The 19243-nt window shown below is 72.3% G+C and carries 13 protein-coding genes and 1 pseudogene; 7 read left to right on the forward strand and 7 right to left on the reverse strand.

Annotated elements, in window-relative coordinates:
• The first annotated feature begins 16 nt into the window (after positions 1–16).
• A complete protein-coding gene (locus EES41_RS13840; RefSeq protein ID WP_123078454.1) occupies positions 17–2374 on the forward strand; it encodes a cation-translocating P-type ATPase in 2358 nt (785 codons plus the stop codon).
• A 457-nt stretch (positions 2375–2831) separates the two neighbouring features.
• Here the strand turns inward: EES41_RS13840 and EES41_RS13845 are convergent, their stop codons facing one another.
• Entirely contained in the window at positions 2832–4121 is a 1290-nt protein-coding gene (locus EES41_RS13845; protein WP_008741613.1) for a citrate synthase, read from the reverse strand.
• 167 nt (positions 4122–4288) lie between these two features.
• Entirely contained in the window at positions 4289–6520 is a 2232-nt protein-coding gene (locus EES41_RS13850) for an ATP-dependent RecD-like DNA helicase (protein WP_123078456.1), read from the reverse strand.
• A 295-nt stretch (positions 6521–6815) separates the two neighbouring features.
• Here EES41_RS13850 and EES41_RS42960 point away from each other — a divergent pair, with 295 nt between their 5' ends.
• The 3 genes and pseudogenes from EES41_RS42960 to EES41_RS13860 form a co-directional block, all read left to right on the forward strand.
• Positions 6816–6998 (forward strand): hypothetical protein, encoded by a 183-nt coding sequence (locus EES41_RS42960; RefSeq protein ID WP_254211432.1) that lies wholly within the window; start codon positions 6816–6818, stop codon positions 6996–6998.
• Between the two features lies 1 nt (position 6999).
• Entirely contained in the window at positions 7000–7356 is a 357-nt protein-coding gene (locus EES41_RS13855) for a DUF937 domain-containing protein (protein ID WP_254211433.1), read from the forward strand.
• A gap of 180 nt (positions 7357–7536) precedes the next feature.
• Positions 7537–8028 (forward strand): annotated as a pseudogene (locus tag EES41_RS13860) (GNAT family N-acetyltransferase); the annotation flags it as partial.
• Here the strand turns inward: EES41_RS13860 and EES41_RS13865 are convergent.
• A complete protein-coding gene (locus tag EES41_RS13865) occupies positions 7979–8902 on the reverse strand; it encodes an EamA family transporter (protein ID WP_123078460.1) in 924 nt (307 codons plus the stop codon). The pseudogene EES41_RS13860 and the gene EES41_RS13865 overlap by 50 nt on opposite strands.
• 111 nt (positions 8903–9013) lie before the next feature.
• Here EES41_RS13865 and EES41_RS13870 point away from each other — a divergent pair, with 111 nt between their 5' ends.
• Positions 9014–9979 (forward strand): LysR family transcriptional regulator, encoded by a 966-nt coding sequence (locus EES41_RS13870; protein WP_123082438.1) that lies wholly within the window; start codon positions 9014–9016, stop codon positions 9977–9979.
• Positions 9980–10187: 208 nt separating this feature from the next.
• On the forward strand, positions 10188–11831 hold the full coding sequence (locus EES41_RS13875; RefSeq protein WP_254211757.1) for a glycoside hydrolase family 3 protein: 1644 nt from the start codon (positions 10188–10190) through the stop codon (positions 11829–11831).
• Between the two features lie 38 nt (positions 11832–11869).
• Here EES41_RS13875 and EES41_RS13880 read toward each other — a convergent pair whose 3' ends face one another.
• The 3 genes from EES41_RS13880 to EES41_RS13890 all read right to left on the reverse strand — a co-directional run bounded on the left by EES41_RS13880 (position 11870) and on the right by EES41_RS13890 (position 17856).
• The gene (locus EES41_RS13880; protein ID WP_123078462.1) at positions 11870–13303 is read right to left on the reverse strand and encodes a S28 family serine protease; all 1434 of its coding nucleotides are present in this window, start codon (positions 13301–13303) and stop codon (positions 11870–11872) included.
• A 147-nt stretch (positions 13304–13450) separates the two neighbouring features.
• Positions 13451–13852, reverse strand: a complete 402-nt coding sequence (locus EES41_RS13885; RefSeq protein ID WP_123082440.1) for a hypothetical protein — start codon at positions 13850–13852, stop codon at positions 13451–13453.
• Between the two features lie 167 nt (positions 13853–14019).
• Positions 14020–17856 carry an ABC transporter ATP-binding protein gene (locus EES41_RS13890; RefSeq protein ID WP_123078464.1) on the reverse strand — a complete coding sequence of 1279 codons (3837 nt, stop codon included), beginning with the start codon at positions 17854–17856 and terminating at the stop codon, positions 14020–14022.
• A gap of 204 nt (positions 17857–18060) precedes the next feature.
• Between EES41_RS13890 and EES41_RS13895 the strand changes: the two genes are divergently transcribed.
• On the forward strand, positions 18061–18405 hold the full coding sequence (locus EES41_RS13895; protein WP_123078466.1) for a helix-turn-helix domain-containing protein: 345 nt from the start codon (positions 18061–18063) through the stop codon (positions 18403–18405).
• A gap of 9 nt (positions 18406–18414) precedes the next feature.
• Here EES41_RS13895 and EES41_RS13900 read toward each other — a convergent pair whose 3' ends face one another.
• Positions 18415–19179: a GntR family transcriptional regulator gene (locus EES41_RS13900; protein WP_123078468.1), complete on the reverse strand. Its 765-nt coding sequence runs from the start codon at positions 19177–19179 to the stop codon at positions 18415–18417.
• Positions 19180–19243: the final 64 nt, after the last annotated feature.

The raw sequence follows: 19243 nt of genomic DNA on the forward strand, positions 1-19243 counted from the left end.
CCCCCTGGAGCCGGACATGAGCAGCAGCACAGTGCACGACGGACCCATAGCGGCGCAGGACGGCACCGCCGAGGTCGAGCTGACCATCGGCGGTATGACCTGCGCGTCCTGCGCGGCCCGCATCGAGAAGAAGCTGAACCGGATGGACGGGGTCACCGCCACGGTGAACTACGCCACCGAGAAGGCCCGGGTCTCGTACGCGGGCGACGTGGGGGTCGCCGACCTGATCGCGACCGTCGTGAAGACCGGCTACACCGCCACGGAACCCCCGCCGCCGGCCCGGGAACCCGAAGCGGAACCCGATGGGGAACCCGATGGGGAACCCGAGACGCGGGCCGAGACCGCCGGTGCGGCCGGGACTCCCCGTGACCCGGAGCTGACCGCACTGCGCCAGCGGCTGCTGGTCTCCTCGGCGCTCGCCCTCCCCGTGGTGCTGCTGGCGATGGTCCCGGCCCTCCAGTTCGACAACTGGCAGTGGCTCTCTCTGACACTGGCCGCCCCCGTGGTCGTCTGGGGCGCCTTCCCCTTCCACCGGGCCGCCTGGACCAACGCCCGGCACGGCGCCGCCACCATGGACACCCTGGTCTCGGTCGGCACCCTCGCCGCCTTCGCCTGGTCCCTGTGGGCCCTGTTCCTCGGCCACGCCGGCATGCCCGGCATGCGGCACGGATTCGACTTCACCATCAGCCGTACGGACGGCTCCTCCGCCATCTACCTGGAGGTCGCGGCCGGGGTCGTCAGCTTCATCCTGCTCGGCCGCTACCTGGAGGCCCGTTCGAAGCGGAAGGCCGGCGCCGCCCTCAAGGCCCTGCTGGAGCTCGGCGCCAAGGACGTGACCGTCCTGCGCGACGGCCGGGAGGTACGGATCCCGGTGGCGCGGCTCGCGGCCGGCGACCGGTTCGTGGTCCGCCCGGGCGAGAAGATCGCCACCGACGGCACGGTCGTCGAGGGCAGCTCCGCCGTGGACGCCTCGATGCTGACCGGCGAATCCGTTCCGGTCGAGGTCACGGTCGGCGACAGCGTCACCGGCGCCACCGTCAACGCCTCCGGCCGCCTCGTCGTCGAGGCCACCCGGGTCGGCGCGGACACCCAGCTCGCCCGGATGGCGCGGCTGGTCGAGGACGCGCAGAACGGCAAGGCCGAGGTGCAGCGCCTGGCCGACCGGATCTCCGGGGTCTTCGTACCGGTCGTCCTGCTGCTGGCGCTCGGCACCTGGGTGACCTGGCTGCTGATCACCGACAACCCGACGGCCGCCTTCACCGCCGCCGTGGCCGTCCTGATCATCGCCTGCCCGTGCGCCCTGGGCCTGGCCACCCCGACCGCGCTGATGGTCGGCACGGGCCGCGGCGCGCAGCTCGGCATCCTGATCAAGGGACCCGAGGTGCTGGAGTCCACCCGCCGCGTGGACACCGTCGTCCTGGACAAGACCGGAACCGTCACCACCGGCCGGATGACCCTGACCGGCGTACACCCGGCCGAGGGCGTCGACGAGGAGCAGCTGCTCCGCCTCGCGGGGGCCCTGGAACACGCCTCGGAGCACCCGATCGCCCGGGCCGTCGCGGCCGGCGCGGCCGACCGGGCGGGCACCCCGCCGGCGCCCGAGGGCTCCGCTTCCCCTTCGCCCTTCGAGGACGTGGACGGCTTCGAGAACGTGGCCGGGCTCGGCGTCCGGGGCGTGGTCGACGGGCACGCCGTGCTGGTGGGCCGGGAGAAGCTGCTGGCCGCCTGGGAGATCACCCTGCCGGCCGGGCTGGCCGAGGCCAAGGAGGCCGCCGAGCGGGCCGGGGGCACCGCCGTGCTGGTGGCCTGGGACGGTGCGGCGCGCGGGGTGCTGACGGTCGCGGACGCGGTCAAGGAGACCAGCGCCGAGGCGGTCACCCGGCTGCGGGCGCTGGGCCTCACCCCGGTCCTGCTGACCGGCGACAACCGGGCCGTGGCCGAGGCGGTGGCCCGCGAGGTGGGCATCGACGAGGTGATCGCCGAGGTGCTCCCGCAGGACAAGGTGGACGTCGTACGCGGGCTCCAGGCGCGGGGCCGTACGGTCGCGATGGTGGGCGACGGGGTCAATGACGCGGCCGCCCTCGCCCAGGCCGATCTGGGTCTGGCCATGGGCACCGGGACCGACGCCGCGATCGAGGCGGGGGACCTGACCCTCGTACGGGGCGACCTGCGGGTCGCGGCGGACGCGATCCGGCTCTCGCGCAGGACCCTCGCGATCATCAAGGGCAACCTGTTCTGGGCTTTCGGCTACAACGTGGCGGCGCTCCCGCTCGCGGCCGCCGGCCTGCTCAACCCGATGATTGCAGGGGCAGCGATGGCGTTCTCCTCCGTTTTCGTGGTGAGCAACAGCCTTCGGTTGCGATCCTTCCGGTAGGCGGATCTCCTCCCCGGCTCCACCACCATTCCTTCACAAGAGACGCAAATCACAGTGATGAGAACGTAACCATCTGGCGGTCGGGTGGGTCTAATGGGGCGATGCCAAGAACGTCTTGGGGGACGTTCGCGGGGGTCTTGGGGGACGCCCGAGGCATCAGCCGGCCGGGACACGTGCCCACTGGGAAGCTTTGAGCGGCCCTCCCGACCCGTGCGGGTCCCGGCAGAAACCCCATTGGAGCGCGCCTCGACGCACGCTCCTCGCCGACGCCCCGGCTCGGGTCCCGTGGGGGGAATCCGTTCCGGGGAAATGGAAAGCGCCCCGACCATCGACCCGTGGGGGGATCGACGGCGGGGCGCTTTTCGCTGCCTTGTTCCAAGGCCGCCGCGTGCGTCAAGGGCGCCGACCGCGCTGAGGGCTCAACCCGCGGTGCGTCCTCGGCCTGCCGCGGTAGGGCTCAGCGGGCCTCGACCGGGACGAAGTCGCGCAGGACCTCGCCGGTGTAGATCTGGCGCGGACGGCCGATGCGGGAACCCGGCTCCTTGATCATCTCGTGCCACTGGGCGATCCAGCCGGGAAGGCGGCCGAGCGCGAAGAGCACGGTGAACATCTCGGTCGGGAAGCCCATGGCCCGGTAGATCAGACCGGTGTAGAAGTCCACGTTCGGGTAGAGGTTGCGCTCGACGAAGTAGTCGTCGGCCAGCGCGTGCTCTTCCAGCTTGAGCGCGATGTCGAGCAGCTCGTCGCTCTTGCCGAGCGCCGAGAGGACATCGTGGGCCGCGGCCTTGATGATCTTCGCCCGGGGGTCGAAGCTCTTGTAGACGCGGTGTCCGAAGCCCATCAGGCGGACGCCGTCTTCCTTGTTCTTCACCTTGCGGATGAAGGCGTCGACGTCGCCGCCGTCGTTCTTGATGCCTTCGAGCATCTCCAGAACGGACTGGTTGGCGCCACCGTGCAGCGGGCCCCACAGGGCGGAGATGCCGGCGGAGATCGAGGCGAACATGTTCGCCTGCGAGGAGCCGACCAGACGCACGGTGGAGGTCGAACAGTTCTGCTCGTGGTCCGCGTGCAGGATCAGCAGCTTGTCGAGCGCCGAGACCACGACCGGGTCCAGGTCGTACTCCTGGGCCGGCACGGAGAAGGTCATGCGCAGGAAGTTCTCGACGTAGCTGAGGTCGTTGCGCGGGTAGACCACCGGGTGGCCGACCGACTTCTTGTACGCGTACGCCGCGATCGTCGGGAGCTTGGCCAGCAGCCGGATCGTCGAGAGGTGCCGCTGCTTCTCGTCGAACGGGTTGTGGCTGTCCTGGTAGAACGTCGACAGCGCGCTGACCACGGAGGACAGCATCGCCATCGGGTGCGCGTCACGCGGGAAGCCGTCGTAGAAACGCTTGACGTCCTCGTGCAGCAGCGTGTGCTGGGTGATCTCGTTGCGGAACGACGCGAGCTGGTCGACGGTCGGCAGCTCACCGTTGATCAGCAGGTACGCGACCTCGATGAAGGTCGAACGCTCCGCCAGCTGCTCGATCGGATAGCCGCGGTAGCGCAGGATGCCCTGCTCGCCGTCGAGGTAGGTAATCGCGGACTTGTAGGCGGCGGTGTTTCCGTAGCCACTGTCCAGAGTGACGAGCCCGGTCTGGGCCCGAAGCTTCGAGATGTCGAAGCCCTGGTCACCGACGGTGCTCTCGACCACCGGGTAGGTGTATTCACCGTCCGCGTACCGGAGTACTACAGAGTTGTCGCTCACGTCATCCCTCACCGACGTAGTGCCTCTTCTTCGAGGTGCCCTGACTGCCTCTACCTTCCCCCATTTGGCGCAGGAGAGTGCACTCGGGGTCGGCCTTTGGTCTTTTTGACGGCACTGAGTGCCTTCAACCTGCTCATCCTGCCCCCTCCGCGCCAAATGCGGAAACCCTAGGGGAAGATTCCCACCGGTATGCGGCCGGACAGCCTAGGAGCAACCGCCGTGTACCTCCTGCCTGCGGAAACCGTACGCACCGCCTGGCCGAGGGCCTTGCGGGACCCGACGAGAACGACCAGTTTCTTCGCCCTGGTCACCGCCGTGTAGAGCAGGTTCCGCTGGAGCATCATCCAAGCCCCCGTGGTGACCGGGATCACGACCGCCGGGTACTCACTCCCCTGGGACCGGTGGATGGTGACGGCGTAGGCGTGCGCCAGCTCGTCGAGCTCCGAGAACTCGTACGCCACCTCCTCGTCCTCCTCCGTCCGGACGGTCAGGCGCTGTTCGTCCAGGTCGAGGCCGGTGACCACGCCGACGGTGCCGTTGAACACGCCGTTGGCCCCCTTCTCGTAGTTGTTCCGGATCTGGGTCACCTTGTCGCCGACCCGGAAGACGCGGCCGCCGAAGCGCTTCTCGGTCAGATCCGGCCGGGCCGGGGTGATCGCCTGCTGGAGCAGCCCGTTGAGGGTGCCGGCGCCGGCCGGGCCCCGGTGCATGGGCGCCAGCACCTGGATGTCACGGCGCGGGTCGAGGCCGAACCTGGCCGGAATGCGGCGGGCCGCGACATCCACGGTGAGCCGCCCGGCCTCCTCGGTGTCCTCCACGGGGAAGAGGAAGAAGTCCGGCAGCCCGTCGGTGATCGGCGGCAGGCCGGTGTTGATCCGATGGGCGTTGGTGACCACGCCCGACTGCTGGGCCTGCCGGAAGATCCGGGTCAGCCGCACCGCGGGCACCGGGCCGTCCTGCGCCAGCAGGTCCCGCAGCACCTCGCCCGCGCCGACCGAGGGCAGCTGGTCCACATCCCCCACGAGCAGCAGGTGCGCACCCGGCGCCACCGCCTTGACCAGCTTGTTCGCGAGCAGCAGGTCCAGCATCGAGGCCTCGTCGACCACGACGAGGTCCGCGTCCAGGGGCCGTTCCCGGTCGTACGCCGCGTCCCCGCCGGGTTTGAGTTCCAGCAGCCGGTGCACGGTGGAGGCCTCCGCCCCGGTGAGCTCCGCGAGCCGTTTCGCGGCCCTGCCGGTCGGCGCGGCGAGCACCACCTTGGCCTTCTTCGCCCGCGCCAGCTCCACGATCGAGCGCACCGTGAAGGACTTTCCGCAGCCCGGGCCGCCGGTGAGGACCGCGACCCGGCGGGTCAGCGCCAGCCGGACCGCGTCCCGCTGTTCGGGCGCCAGCTTGGCCCCGGTGCGCCCCGCCAGCCAGTCCAGGGCCTTGGCCCAGTCCACGTCCTGGAAGCCCGGCATCCGGTCCTCCTCGGCGTTCAGCAGCCGGCGCACCTGCCCGACCAGCGACAGCTCGGCCCGGTGGAACGGCACCAGGTACACGGCGGTCAGCGGATCCGGCCCGCCCTGCGGATCAGGCACCGGTTCCCGTACGACCCCTTCCGGGTCGGCGGCGAGCTCGGACAGGCAGTCGATGACCAGCCCGGTGTCCACCTGGAGCAGTTTCACCCCGTCGGCGATCAGCCGCTCCTCGGGCAGGAAGCAGTGCCCCTGGTCGGTGGACTGGGACAGGGCGTACTGGAGCCCGGCCTTGACCCGCTCGGGGCTGTCGTGCGGGATGCCGACGGCCTGGGCGATCCGGTCGGCGGTGAGGAAGCCGATGCCCCACACGTCGGCGGCGAGCCGGTAGGGCTGGTTGCGGACCACCGAGATGGAGGCGTCCCCGTACTTCTTGTAGATGCGGACCGCGATGGAGGTGGAGACTCCGACGCCCTGGAGGAAGACCATGACCTCTTTGATGGCCTTCTGCTCTTCCCAGGCGGCGCCGATCATCCTGGTCCGTTTGGGGCCGAGGCCGGGCACCTCGATGAGCCGCTTCGGCTCGCTCTCGATGACCTCCAGGGTGTCGAGGCCGAAGTGCTCCACGATCCGGTCGGCGATCTTCGGGCCGATGCCCTTGATCAGGCCGGAGCCGAGGTAGCGGCGGATGCCCTGGATGGTCGCGGGCAGCAGGGTGGAGTAGTTCTCGACCGTGAACTGGCGGCCGTACTGCGGGTGGGAGCCCCAGCGGCCCTCCATGCGCAGCGATTCGCCCGGCTGCGCCCCGAGGAGGGCGCCGACGACGGTGAGCAGGTCCCCCGAGCCCCGGCCGGTGTCGACCCGGGCGACGGTGTACCCGCTCTCCTCGTTGGCGTAGGTGATGCGCTCCAGCACCCCCTCGACCACCGCCTGTTGCACCACCCCGTTGATTGTCATGGCACGACGCTACCGGCAGCCGCCGACAGCCGGCCGGGCCTGTGGACAACTCGGGGCGGGGGGAGGCCGGGAAAACCAGAGGGGGGTCCGGCCTCGCGGCCGGACCCCCTCACGGTTACCCCTCCCTCGTCGGACTTCCCGATCCCCCCAGATCCCCTCCCGGAAGTACCGACGCACCATATGACCCTCGATTCCCCCGGACGGTTGCACGCGGAACCGGAGTTTTATTTTTCGTCGACCCGAGGTGCCGGAAAAACGTGACAGAAGTAGCGTTTCCGGCATGAGCGAATCTTCATTCCAGGACGACGTGCTCGGTGAGCTCGGCCCCGACCGGCTGACCGAGATCGCCTCCCTGCTCGGTACCGACGAGAACGGCGCGAAGGAGACCGTCGCGACCACGGTCGGCGCCATGACCCGGCGGCCTCCAGCAGCGGGCCGCCGACGGCGGCGACGACGGCAATGAGGTGCGCCAGGCCTTCGCCGAGGTGGCCGAACCCCCGCTGCAAGGAGTGGCGACGCTCGGCGGCGGGCTGCTCGGCGGCGGCCTGATGGCCGGGGTGCTCGCCAAGGTGAGCAAGCCGGTGGCGGCGGCCGTCTCCAAGAAGACGGGCATTCCCGCACCGACCGTCGCCCGGGTCATCGAGCTGCTGATCCCCGTCCTGCTGGCCGTCTTCGCCAAGCGCGCGGCGGACACGGGCAGCACGGGCAGCACGGGCGCCCCGGGCAACACCGCCTCCGGAACGACCCCCGGAGCAGCCCCCGCATCCGGCGGCGGCCTCGGCGACCTGCTGGGCCAGATCCTGGGCGGCGGCAAGAAATAGCCGGCGGCGGGCAGGAGCGGAGGCGCGCAGGAACCGGCGGCGCGCAACACCCCGTGGCGGGCGGGAGCGGCGGCGGGCAAGAGCGGGGCGGCGGGCGGGACCCCGTGGCGGGCGGGAGCGGGCGCGCTATCCTCGGGGGCCATGGAGCCCCCTGCTGACACCCCTCCCGCATGGGTCCGCCTGCGGGATCCGGAGCCCGGCGAGCTGGGCTGGATCGTGCAGCGGCACGGCGCGCTCTACGCCGCCGAGTTCGGCTGGAACCAGGAGTTCGAAGGCCTGGTCGCCCGGATCGTCGCGGACTTCGCCGAGGACCACGACCCCCACCTGGAGCGCGTCTGGATCGCCGAGCTGGACGGGGCCCCCGTCGGCTCGGTGATGTGCGTACGGGAGGACGGCGCGCCCGGGACCGCCCGGCTGCGGCTGCTGCTGGTGGAGCCGGCCGGCCGGGGCCACGGCATCGGGGGTCTGCTCCTCGACGCCGTCGTCGCGTTCGCCCGTTCGGTCGGCTACCGCGAGCTGGTGCTCTGGACCAACGACGTGCTGACCTCGGCCCGTTCCCTGTACGAGCGCGCCGGTTTCACCCTCGTCGCCGAGCACCCGCACCGCTCGTACGGCGCGGCCCTCACCGGGCAGGACTGGCGGCTGCCGCTGCGGGAGGGCTCCCCGCGCTGACGGCGGCCCGGACCCCCGCACGCGCCGGGGCCAGCGAGGTCGCGGCCACCCCGCCGACCAGCAGCAGCGCCGCCACCCAGCGCAGCGCCGAGATCTCCTCGCCCAGCACCAGCGCCGCCGAGGACATCCCGAACACCGGCACCAGCAGCGAGAACGGGGCCACCGAGGAGGCCGGGTAGCGCCGCATCAGGTAGCTCCACGCGCCGAAGCCGAACACGGTGGACACCCACGCCACGTACGCGATCACGGCCGCCCCGGACCAGTCCAGGCCGCGCAGCGCGGCCAGGTCCCGCGCGGGCCCCTCGAACAGGAGCGAGAGCGCGAACAGCGGCAGCACCGGGACGGTGCACACCCAGACCATGAAGTTCATCGCGTCGGGCGGGGACGCCTTGCGGGTCAGTACGTTGGACACGCCCCAGCAGGCGGCGGCCGCCACGACCAGCGTGAAGCCGAGCACGGGCCCGGAGGCGCCGCCGTCCGCGGCGGCGACGGCGATCCCGGCGAGCGCGACGCCCATGCCGAACACCCGCACCCGGCCGGGCCGCTCGCGCAGGACGACGGCGGCGAGGACGGCGGTGAAGACGCTCTGGATCTGGAGCACGAGCGAGGACAGCCCGGCCGGCATCCCGGCGTCCATCCCCGTGAAGAGCAGACCGAACTTGGCGATCCCGAGGAACGCGCCGACCCCCAGGATCCACTTCCAGGCGACCTTGGGCCGCCCGACGAAGAACACGGCGGGCACGGCGGCGACGAGGAAGCGCAGGGCGGACAGGAGCAGCGGCGGGAAGTGGCCGAGCCCGATCTGGATGACGACGAAGTTGAAGCCCCAGACGGCGGCGACGAGGACGGCGAGTGCGGTGTGTACGGGACGCATGGTCCGAGCATCGGCGCCCGGACCATGTAGCACCAGCGCGGATCTCTTCCGGAACGGATGAAGCATCGCTTACGGATGCCGGCGGGCTCGGGGCTGCCTACGATGGGCCGCATGCTCGACCTCTCCCGGCTCCGCGCCCTGCACGCCGTCTCCGTCCACGGCTCGGTCGCGGGCGCCGCGGCCGCCCTCGGCTACACCCCCTCGGCCGTCTCCCAGCAGATCGCCAAGCTGGAGCGCGAGACCCGGACCACGCTGCTGGAGCGGCGCGGGCGAGGCGTCGCGCTCACCGACGAGGCCCGGCACCTGGCCGGCACCGCGCAGGAGTTGCTGGCGATCGTCGAGCGGGCCGAGACCACCCTGGAGGAGCGGCGCGGGCTGCCGAGCGGGCTGCTGCGGGTGGCCGCCTTCGCCTCGGCCGCGCGCGGGCTGCTGCCGGGGGTACTGGCCGACCTGGCCGGCCGTCACCCGGCGCTGGACGTCCGGCTCACGGAGGTGGACCCCCACCTCTCGGTGGACCTGGTGGCCCGGGGCGTCACCGATCTGGCGGTGGCGCACGACTGGGACATCGCCCCGCTGCCGGCGCCCGAGGGCGTCGAGCAGGCGGTGATCGGGGACGACCGCTGTGAACTCGTCGTACCCGAGAGCCACCCCTTCACCACCCGGAGGGTGATCCGGCGGGCGGATCTCGGCGGCCAGCGCTGGGTCTGCCAGCCGCCCGGCCGGGTCTGCCACGACTGGCTGACGCGGACCCTGCGGACGGCCGGGTTCGAGCCGGACATCGCGCACGTCGCCGAGGAGAACCACACCATCGTGGCGCTGGTCGCGGCCGGGCTCGGGGTGGCCGTCGTCCCCCGCCTCGGCACCGGCCGGCTGCCCGCCGGGGCGGTGGCCGTGCCGCTCGAACCGGCGCCCGTACGCCGGTTGTACGCCCTGTGGCGGACCGGGGCCGCGCGCCGCCCGGCGATCACGGAGGCCGTCCGGACGCTCCGGGAGCACTGGCCCCGGGTGGCCCAGGAGGCGCCCCTTCCGGGGGACGCGGCGAGTGTCCCCCGGCCGGCGGGCGCGGCCCCGACGTAGGGTCCGGCGCGTGTCGTATCACGCCTCACGCCGGACCCTGCTCACCGCGGCCGCCCTCGCCGCCGTCACGGCCGGCGGGGCCGCCTCCGTCGCCAGGGGCTCCCGGCCGACGCCCGACCAACCGCGCCCCGCGCCCGACGACCCGCGGCCGGCGCCCGACGACCCGCGGCCCGGGGACCGGGCGCCCGGCCCGGAGCACGCCGCCCGGCTGCTGGGCCGGATGAGCCTGGAGGAGAAGGTCGGGCAGCTCTTCGTATCGCGGGCGTACGGGCATTCGGCGACCGATCCCGACCCGGCGGACGCCGAGAAGAACCTGGCCCAGTTCGGGGTCCGCACGGCCGCCGAGCTGGTCTCCCGCTACCACCTGGGCGGGGTCATCTACTTCGCCTGGGCCCGGAACACCCGTACCCCGCAGCAGATCGCCGAGCTGTCCAACGGCCTCCAGCGGGCGGCCGCCGCGACCGGCGCCGGCGTCCCCCTGCTTCTCTCCACCGACCAGGAGCACGGCATCATCGCCCGGATCGGCAAGCCCGCGACCCTGCTGCCGGGGGCGATGGCGCTGGGCGCCGGGGGGTCCACCGCCGCCGCCCGCCGGGCCGGGCGCATCGCGGGCACCGAACTGGCCTCGATGGGGATCCGGCAGGACTACGCGCCCGTGGCCGACGTGAACGTGAACCCGGCCAATCCGGTCATCGGCGTACGGTCCTTCGGCGCGGACCCGCAGGCGGTGGCGGGCCTGGTCGCGGCGCAGGTCGGGGGCTACCAGGGCGCGGGAGTGGCGGCCACCGCCAAGCACTTCCCGGGCCACGGGGACACCGAGACCGACAGTCACGTCGGGCTGCCGGTGATGCGGCACACCCGCGCGCAGTGGGAGGAGCTGGACGAGCCCCCGTTCCGGGCGGCCGTGGCGGCGGGCGTGGACGCCGTGATGACGGCGCACATCGTCTTCCCCGCGCTCGATCCCTCACAGGATCCGGCGACGCTCTCGCACCCCATCGTGACCGGGATCCTGCGCGAACGCCTGGGCTTCCGGGGCGTGGTGGTCACCGACGCGCTGGACATGGCCGGGGTCCGCCAGAAGTACGGGGACGACCGGATTCCGGTCCTGGCCCTGAAGGCGGGCTGCGACCAGCTGCTGAACGCCCCGGACCTGGCCCTGGCGCAGCGCGCCGTGCTGGCGGCCGTGGCGGCGGGCGAGCTGTCCGAGGCCCGGATCGAGGAGTCGGTGCTGCGGATCCTGGAACTCAAGGCCCGCCGGGGCCTGTTCGCCGACCCGTACACCTCGGCCGAGCGGGTGGACGCGGCGACGGGCACGGCCGCCCATCTGGCGGCGGCCGACGCGATCGCGGCCGGTACGACGACCCTGCTGGCCAATCCCGACAAGCTGCTCCCGCTGGATCCGGGGGCCGCGCCCCGGCTGCTGGTGACCGGGACCGATCCGGCCTCCCCCAGTGGTACGACGGGACCCCCCACCTCGGTACTGGCCCGGGAGCTGACCGCCCTGGGCTGCCGGGCGAGCGCGGTGGCGCCCGCGCGGGCGGTGGCGGCGGCCCCGGGCCACGCCGCGGTGCTGGTGTGCACGTACAACGTCCCCGACGGGGAGAGTCCGCAGCGCACGCTGGTGACGGAGCTACTGGCCACGGGGGTGCCGGTGGTAGTGGTCGCGATCCGCAATCCGTACGACCCGGCCCGGCTGCCGCGGTGCGCGGCGGAGCTGGCGACGTACTCCTGGACGGACGTGGAGCTGCGGGCCGCGGCCCGGGTGATCACCGGGGCGGTCCGGCCGGCCGGCCGGCTCCCGGTGCCGGTGCCCGGCCGCTACCCGCTGGGCCACGGGCTGGCGTACGGCTGACGCCCCCGCCCTCCCGTGGCCCTGGGGCTACCCGGGAGCTACGGGCGCAGCTGCGGCTCGCGCTCCAGCTCCCGCTGGTCGAGCCGCGCGTCCGGCTTGGCCAGCGGCGTCGCGCGGCCCGTGTCGGCGAGCGTGGCGGCCGGGGCCACTCCGGCCCACTGCAGGATCTTCGCGGTGGCCAGCGTCCGCTCGCCGTCCAGGAGCTTGGAGACGCTCGCGCCGTGGTTGGCGCCGGGCGCGATCATCACGTAGCTGTCGCGCACCCCGTAGCCGAGGTGGAACGGTTCGGCACCCCACGGGTCGTTCTGCCCGTACACGAACAGCATCTGGTTGGCGTTCTCGCGGACCCAGTTGTCGACGTCCGTCATGGCCTTCGGCTGGAAGGACATCGGGATGTCACGGGGCACGAAGTTGCGCGGGCCCTGGTAGCCGTAGCGGCTCAGGCTGCCCAGGTGCGGCAGCTTGATCGTGGGCGCGCCGAGCTGCGTACCCGCCTGGTAGTAGTACGGCGTGTACGTCTCCAGGCCCTGGTCGGTGTAGGCCGAGAAGCCGGAGATGGTGTCGATCGAGTTCCAGATCTCCTCGTCGGTCGCGGTGGCGGCCGTCGGGATCCCCCCGCAGTCGGAGAGCAGGCTGTACTGCCAGAAGGCCCACACGTAGTCGAGCACGACGGCCTCGTAGGCCTTGTCGAGGTTGCCGACGGTGTTGAAGGTCCAGCCGTTCTCGGCGGCGGTGGTCGCGTACTTGACCTCCAGCGCGTCACGGCGGACGAGGGCCTCGCGCTGCACGGCGTTCAGCTTGTCGCGGCACTCCTTGGTGCCGACCTTGGTGAAGAAGCGGTCGTAGGCCGAGTCCTCGTTGTTGACCACGTCGTTGGGCGCGACGTACGCGACGACACCGTCCATGTCACGCGGGTAGAAGCGCTCGTAGTAGGTGGCCGTCATGCCGCCCTTGCTGGCGCCCGTGGCGAGCCAGTTCTTGGTGTAGATCTTCTTCAGGGCGGTGAAGATGCGGTGCTGGTCGCTGGCGGCCTGCCAGATGTCCAGGTTCGCCCAGTTGGCCGGGTCGGGCCGGGAGGGCGTGAAGAATCGATACTCCAGAGACACCTGGTTGCCGTCGACGATCGTCGTCGGCTCACTGCGCCGCGGCGAGGTGTTCACGTTGTAGCCGGAGGTGAAGAACACGGTCGGCCGGGACGTGTCCTTGTGCAGCAGCGTCAGGCGCTGCTGGAAGGTGCCCTTCCAGGGGTTCTTGTGGTCCACCGGCTGCGTGTAGTTCAGGACGAAGAAGCGGTACCCCGGGTACGGCTTCTCCTCGACCAGGCTCATCCCCGGGACGGCGAGAATCTGGTCCTTGATGTCCGGGCCGGCGGCGGGACCGGCGGCTGTGGCCGCCTGTGCCGTGAATCCGGCCGCGCCCATGGTGGCGATGAGCACCACGAGCGACAGCAGCCATCCGAGCGTCTTGCGCATTGACCCTCCCCTTCAGTTCACTGCGGTGCGCGTGAACCTAGCGGGATCAACACATGGATGACCAGACCTAGTTGGGCCGTCAAGAGCTGCCTTTCGGGCCAGGTCCGGCCCCGGCCCGGCCCGGCCGACCTGCGGTTCAGGCGCTGATCAGCACAGGATCCAGCCGGAAGCGACCGAACCGGCCCCCACGCTTCCCTTTACATACACACATCGGTTGATCGCACCAACGGTGACAGGTCCGGCGTAGCGGGTGAATCGCCCGGAATCGCCCACCGGGACTCCGCCACGCGGCTGGATGCTCACCGACATCGCGCGGCGCTCGCCGGGGCGGTTCGCGACGGCCATGGCGCACGCCTGGGTGCGGCTCTTGTAGACGCGCACCTCACCCGTGGAGAAGGGCAGCGAGCTGACCAGCCGGCCCGGACAGCCCCCGCTCGCCGCCTGCGCCGGGGGCGCCATCAGCACCCCGCCGACGCAGAACCACAGGGCCGACCCCAACACCCCGAGGAGTACGGCCCGCCGGCCGGGCCCCTTGCCTCCGTCACTCACGCTGTCCCCCGATCGGTCGCACACGACACCGCCGTACGTACGCACGTACGACGCGCGGACCCCCCGGATGGTTGCACGCGGCAACGGCCGTCCGGGGGGTCCGAAAGGGCACTCCTGGGAAGCGCCAGGTCACAGCGCGGTCCGGGGTCGCGGCCCCGGCCGCGGGCTCAGGCGGCGGCCCGCTCGTCCTCCCCGACGAAGGTCCGCCACAGCTCGGCGTACCGGCCGCCGCGAGCCAGGAGTTCGGCGTGCGGACCGTCCTCCACGACCCGGCCGCGGTCCATCACCACGACCCGGTCGGCGCGGGCCGCGGTCGTCAGGCGGTGCGCCACGACCAGGGTGGTGCGCTTGCCCGCGAGCCGGTCGGTGGCCCGGTTGACCTGCGCCTCGGTGGCGAGGTCGAGCGCGGCCGTGGCCTCGTCCAGCAGCAGCACGTCCGGGTCGACGAGTTCGGCGCGGGCCAGCGCGATCAGCTGGCGCTGGCCGGCCGAGAGGTTGCGGCCGCGCTCGGCGACGGTGTGCAGGTAGCCGCCGTCCAGGGTGGCGATCATGTCGTGGGCGCCGACCGCGCGGGCGGCCGCCTCCACCTCGGCGTCGCCCGCCCCGGGCCGCCCGTAGGCGATGGCGTCGCGGACCGTCCCCGGGAAGAGGTACGGCTCCTGCGGGACCACTCCGAGGCGGTGGCGGTACGCGGTCATGTCGAGCTCCCGCAGATCGGTGCCGTCGGCGGTGACCCGGCCGGAGGTCGGGTCGTAGAACCGGGCCACGAGCTTGACCAGCGTGGACTTGCCGGCGCCGGTCTCGCCGACGAAGGCGACGGTCTGCCCGGCGGGTATCCGCAGACTGATTCCGGCCAGCGCTTCCCCCTTCTCCCCCCGCTCCTCGGCGGTGCCGTAGGCGAAGCGGACGTCCTCGAAGGCGATCTCGCCGCGCAGCCCCGCGACCTCGCGCGGCGCGGCGGGGCGGGGGGTGCTGGTGGGCTCGCGCAGCAGGCCCTGGATCCGGCCGAGGGAGACGGTGGCCTGCTGGTACCCGTCGAACACCTGGGAGAGCTGCTGCACGGGGGCGAAGAACAGGTCGATGTAGAGCAGGTACGCCACCAGCGCGCCGGTGGTGAGGGTGCCGGCCTCCACCCGGCCCGCGCCGACGATCAGCACGGCGGCCGCGGCGCCCGAGGACAGCAGCTGCACGAACGGGAAGTAGACCGATATCAGCCACTGCCCGCGCACCCGGGCCTCGCGGTACGAGTTGCTCCGCTCGGCGAACCGGGCGGCGCCGGAACCCTGCCGGCGGAAGGCCTGGACGATGCGCAGCCCGGAGACGGACTCCTGGAGGTCGGCGTTGACCAGGCTGACCCGGTCGCGGGCGAGCTCGTAGGCGGCGACCGACCTGCGGCGGAACACGACGGTGGCGACGACCAGCACGGGCAGGGTCACGAAGACGATCAGGGCGAGCTCGACGTCGAGGACGAGCAGCGCGATCAGGATGCCGAAGAAGGTGAAGACGGAGACGACGGCGGTGACGAGCCCGGTCTGCAGGAAGCTGGAGAGGGAGTCCACGTCGGTGGTCATCCTGGTCATGATCTTGCCGGTCAGCTCGCGCTCGTAGTAGTCGAGGCCGAGGCGCTGGAGCTGGGCGAAGATCTTGACGCGGAGCGCGTACAGCACGCGCTCGCCGGTACGGCCGGTCATCCGGGTCTCGGCGAACTGCGCGGCCCACTGCGCCACGACGACGACGAGGGCGAGGCCGGCGGCCGCCCAGACGGCGCCGAGGACGGCGTCCTCGACGCCCTTGTCGATGCCGTGCCGGATCAGGATCGGCAGGAGCAGCCCGGATCCGGCGTCGAGGGCGACGAGGGCGAGGCTGATGGCGAGCGGCGCCCAGAAGCCGCGCAGCAGCCGGCGCAGGCCGTAGCTCTCCTCGGCGGCCGCGGCGCGGGTCTCGTCCACGTCGGGGGTGTCCTCGGCGGGCGGCAGCGCGGCCACCTGCGCGAGCAGTTCGGGGGTGGCCGGCATGCCGGCCATGGCGGCCCCGGGGGCGGGAGCGCCGGAGCCCTCGCTCTCCTCCTGGCGGCGCCAGAGCTCGGGGGTCACCCCGTCGGCGACCCGGCGCTTGGCGTTCACCGGCTCGGAATCGATCTCGGCTTCGAGCTCGATGTCGCGCTCGATGTCCCCTTCCAGGTCGCGCTCGATCTCCCGCTCGATCTCCCGCTCGAACTCGGTCAGCACGGGCGCTTGCGGAGTGCGCGGCGAGCCGGCGCCGAGCGCGTCCGGGTCGGTGAGCAGGCGGCGGTAGAGGGGCGAGCGGCGTTCCAGCTCGGCGTGCGTGCCGATGTCGGCGAGCCGGCCGCGGTCGAGGACGGCGATCCGGTCGGCGAGCGCGAGCGTGGAGCGGCGGTGGGCGATCAGGAGCGTGGTGCGGCCGGCCATGACGGCCCGCAGCGCCTCGTGGATCTCGTGCTCGACGCGGGCGTCGACGGCGGAGGTGGCGTCGTCGAGGAGCAGCAGCCGGGGGTCGGTGAGGATCGCCCGGGCGAGGGCGATGCGCTGGCGCTGGCCGCCGGAGAGGGTGAGCCCCTGCTCGCCGACCTTGGTGTCGTACCCGGCGGGCAGGGCGCGGACGAACCCCTCGGCCTGGGCGGCCCGGGCGGCCGCCTCGACCTGCGCGTCGGTGGCGGCGGGGTGCCCGAAGGCGATGTTGGCGCGGATGGTGTCGGAGAAGAGGAAGGAGTCCTCCGGGACCAGGCCGATGGCGGCGCGCAACGAGTCGTACGTCAGCTCGCGGACGTCGTGCCCCGCGACGCGGACGGTGCCGCGGTCGGCGTCGTAGAAGCGCGGCAGGAGGAGCGAGACGGTGGACTTCCCGGAACCGGAGGCGCCGACGAGGGCGACGGTCTCGCCTTCGGCGAGGGAGAGGGAGAAGCCGTCGAGGACGGGGCGCTCGGGGTCGTACCCGAAGGCCACGTCCTCGAACTCGACGGTGGCGGGCGCGTCGGCGGGCAGTTCGGTCCCGCCCTCGCGGATCGAGGGCTCGGTGTCGATGAGCTCGCAGACGCGCTCGACGCCGGCGCGGGCCTGCTGGGCGACGGTGAGCACCATGGCCAGCATGCGGACGGGGCCGACGAGCTGGGCGAGGTAGGTGGAGAAGGCGACGAAGGTGCCGAGGGTCACCTGGCCGCGGGCGGCCATCCAGCCGCCGAGGGCCAGCATGGCGACCTGCGCGAGGGCGGGCACGGCCTGGAGGGCGGGGGTGTAACGCGAGTTGAGGCGGATGGTCCGCATCCGCCCGGCGAACAGCATGCGGCCGGCGGCGCGCAGCTTGCCGGTCTCCTGCTCCTCCTGCCCGAAGCCCTTGACGACGCGGACGCCGGTCACGGCGCCGTCGACGACGCCCGCGACGGCGGCGGCCTGGCCCTGGGCGTACCAGGTGGCGGGGAAGAGCCGCTTGCGGCTGCGCTTGGCGATGAACCAGAGGGCGGGGGCCATGAGCAGCGCGACGAGGGTCAGCAGCGGGGACAGCCACAGCATGACGCCGAGGGATATCCCGAAGAGGAGGAAGTTCCCGATGGTCATCGGGAGCATGAAGAGCAGCCCCTGGATGAGCTGGAGGTCGCTGGTGGCCCGCCCGATGACCTGGCCGGTCGACAGCTCGTCCTGGCGCCGGCCGTCGAGGCGGGCGATGGTGTCGTACATGTCGGTGCGCAGATCGTGCTGCACGTCGAGCGCGAGCCGTCCGCCGTAGTAGCGGCGTATGTAGGTCATCACGTAGACGAGGACCGCGGCGGCTATGAGCAGCCCGGCCCAGACGCCCATGGACTTGGTCTTGTCACCGATGACGTCGTCGATGATCACCTTGGTGACCAGCGGTACGAGCGCCATGACCGCCATGCCGCCCAGCGAGGACCCCAGCGCGAGCAGCACATTGACCTTGTACCGCCAGGTGTACGCGGCGAGCCTCCTGCCCCAGCCCTGTTTCCCCTGAGCCGCCGTCTCTGCCGCCGCCACGTGATGCCTCCCCGTTGGTCCGGTCCTGCCGCCTCCCCCAACGCTCCGACCGGCGGATTTCATCCCGCCGCAACAATCGCACTCCCGTGCGTGACGCCGCATGCCCACATCACCCGTCCGGGGGACTCCTCACCCGTTCGCGGTCGCCATGCACCGCGACGTCTATACGTTCCGATCCCACGACACGAGGGACGGAGCGCGGGAATGGTCAGCCACGCACAGTGGAAGCTCACCCGGGACCGGAAGATCGCCGAGGGCATTTCCGAGTCTCCGGACGTGACGCGTCGACGCGAGGAGATCCGCCTGGCGTTCGAGCTCGGCCAGGCGGTCCACGACCGCCGGGCGGAGCTGGGGATCTCGCAGACCGAGCTGGCGCGGCGGGCGGGGATGACCCAGCCGCAGGTCTCCAAGCTGGAACTCGGCGGCACCGTCCCGACGGTCCCCCTGCTCGCGCGGCTCGCCCGGGCGACGGAGTCCGAGCTCCACCTCAAGCTGGTCGGCGAGACCTCCCAGGTCGTCTTCACCGCCCAGGAACACGAGGCGGCCTGACCCGGCGGGCTAAGGGGCGTCGAACTCGTACTCCAGCACGTACGCCGAGGCGTCGAGGACCATCTCGTTGACCTCGACCACCCGGCCATCGGCCGTGAAGGCGGTACGGCAGATCAGGACGACCGGGGTGCCGGCCGCCAGGCCGAGGCGGTCCGCCTCGTCGGCGCTCGGCATCCGGGAGCGGACCTCCTCCCGGAACCGGGCCGGTTTGTGACCGAGGTCGGCGAGACGGGCGTAGATGCCGCCGGGGCCGGTGTCCGGCTCCGCGATGGGGGTACCGCCGACGAAGGCGGCGTCGAGGTACGACGTCGCGAGCATCACCGGCTTGCCGTCGAGCAGGAACACCCGGCGCCGGACGACGGCCACCGCCCCGTCCGGGAGGCTGAGCGAGGAGGCGACCCCGACGGGGGCCGCCTCCTCGGCGACTCCAAGGAATTCGACTTCAGGGTCCCGGCCCTGGCCGTCCACGGCCCAGATGGAGCCTCCAGAGCCCCAGACCTCTACGGCCAACCGCTGGATTCCGCGCCGCCGGATACCGACGCGGAATTCGCGTACGAACACGCCGGCGCCCTTGCGTGCTTCGGCCAGCCCCTCGGCCTGCAGAACGCCGAACGCCTGCCGGGCCGTCATCCGCGCGACGCCGTACTTGCTCATGAGGTCGCTCTCGCCCGGCAGCCGGTCGCCTGGTCCGTACTCGCCCGCCGCGATGGCGTCCTTCAGCGCGGCGGCGATGCGCAGGTACTTGGGCTGCCGTCCCGCGACGTCCTTCGCCATGCCGGTCCTCCCCGATCAACTCCCGACAGCCTAGGCCCGCACGGAGACCACAAGCGCCGAGTCC

The organism is Streptomyces sp. ADI95-16, from assembly GCF_003721495.1.
Taxonomy (GTDB): domain Bacteria; phylum Actinomycetota; class Actinomycetes; order Streptomycetales; family Streptomycetaceae; genus Streptomyces; species Streptomyces goshikiensis.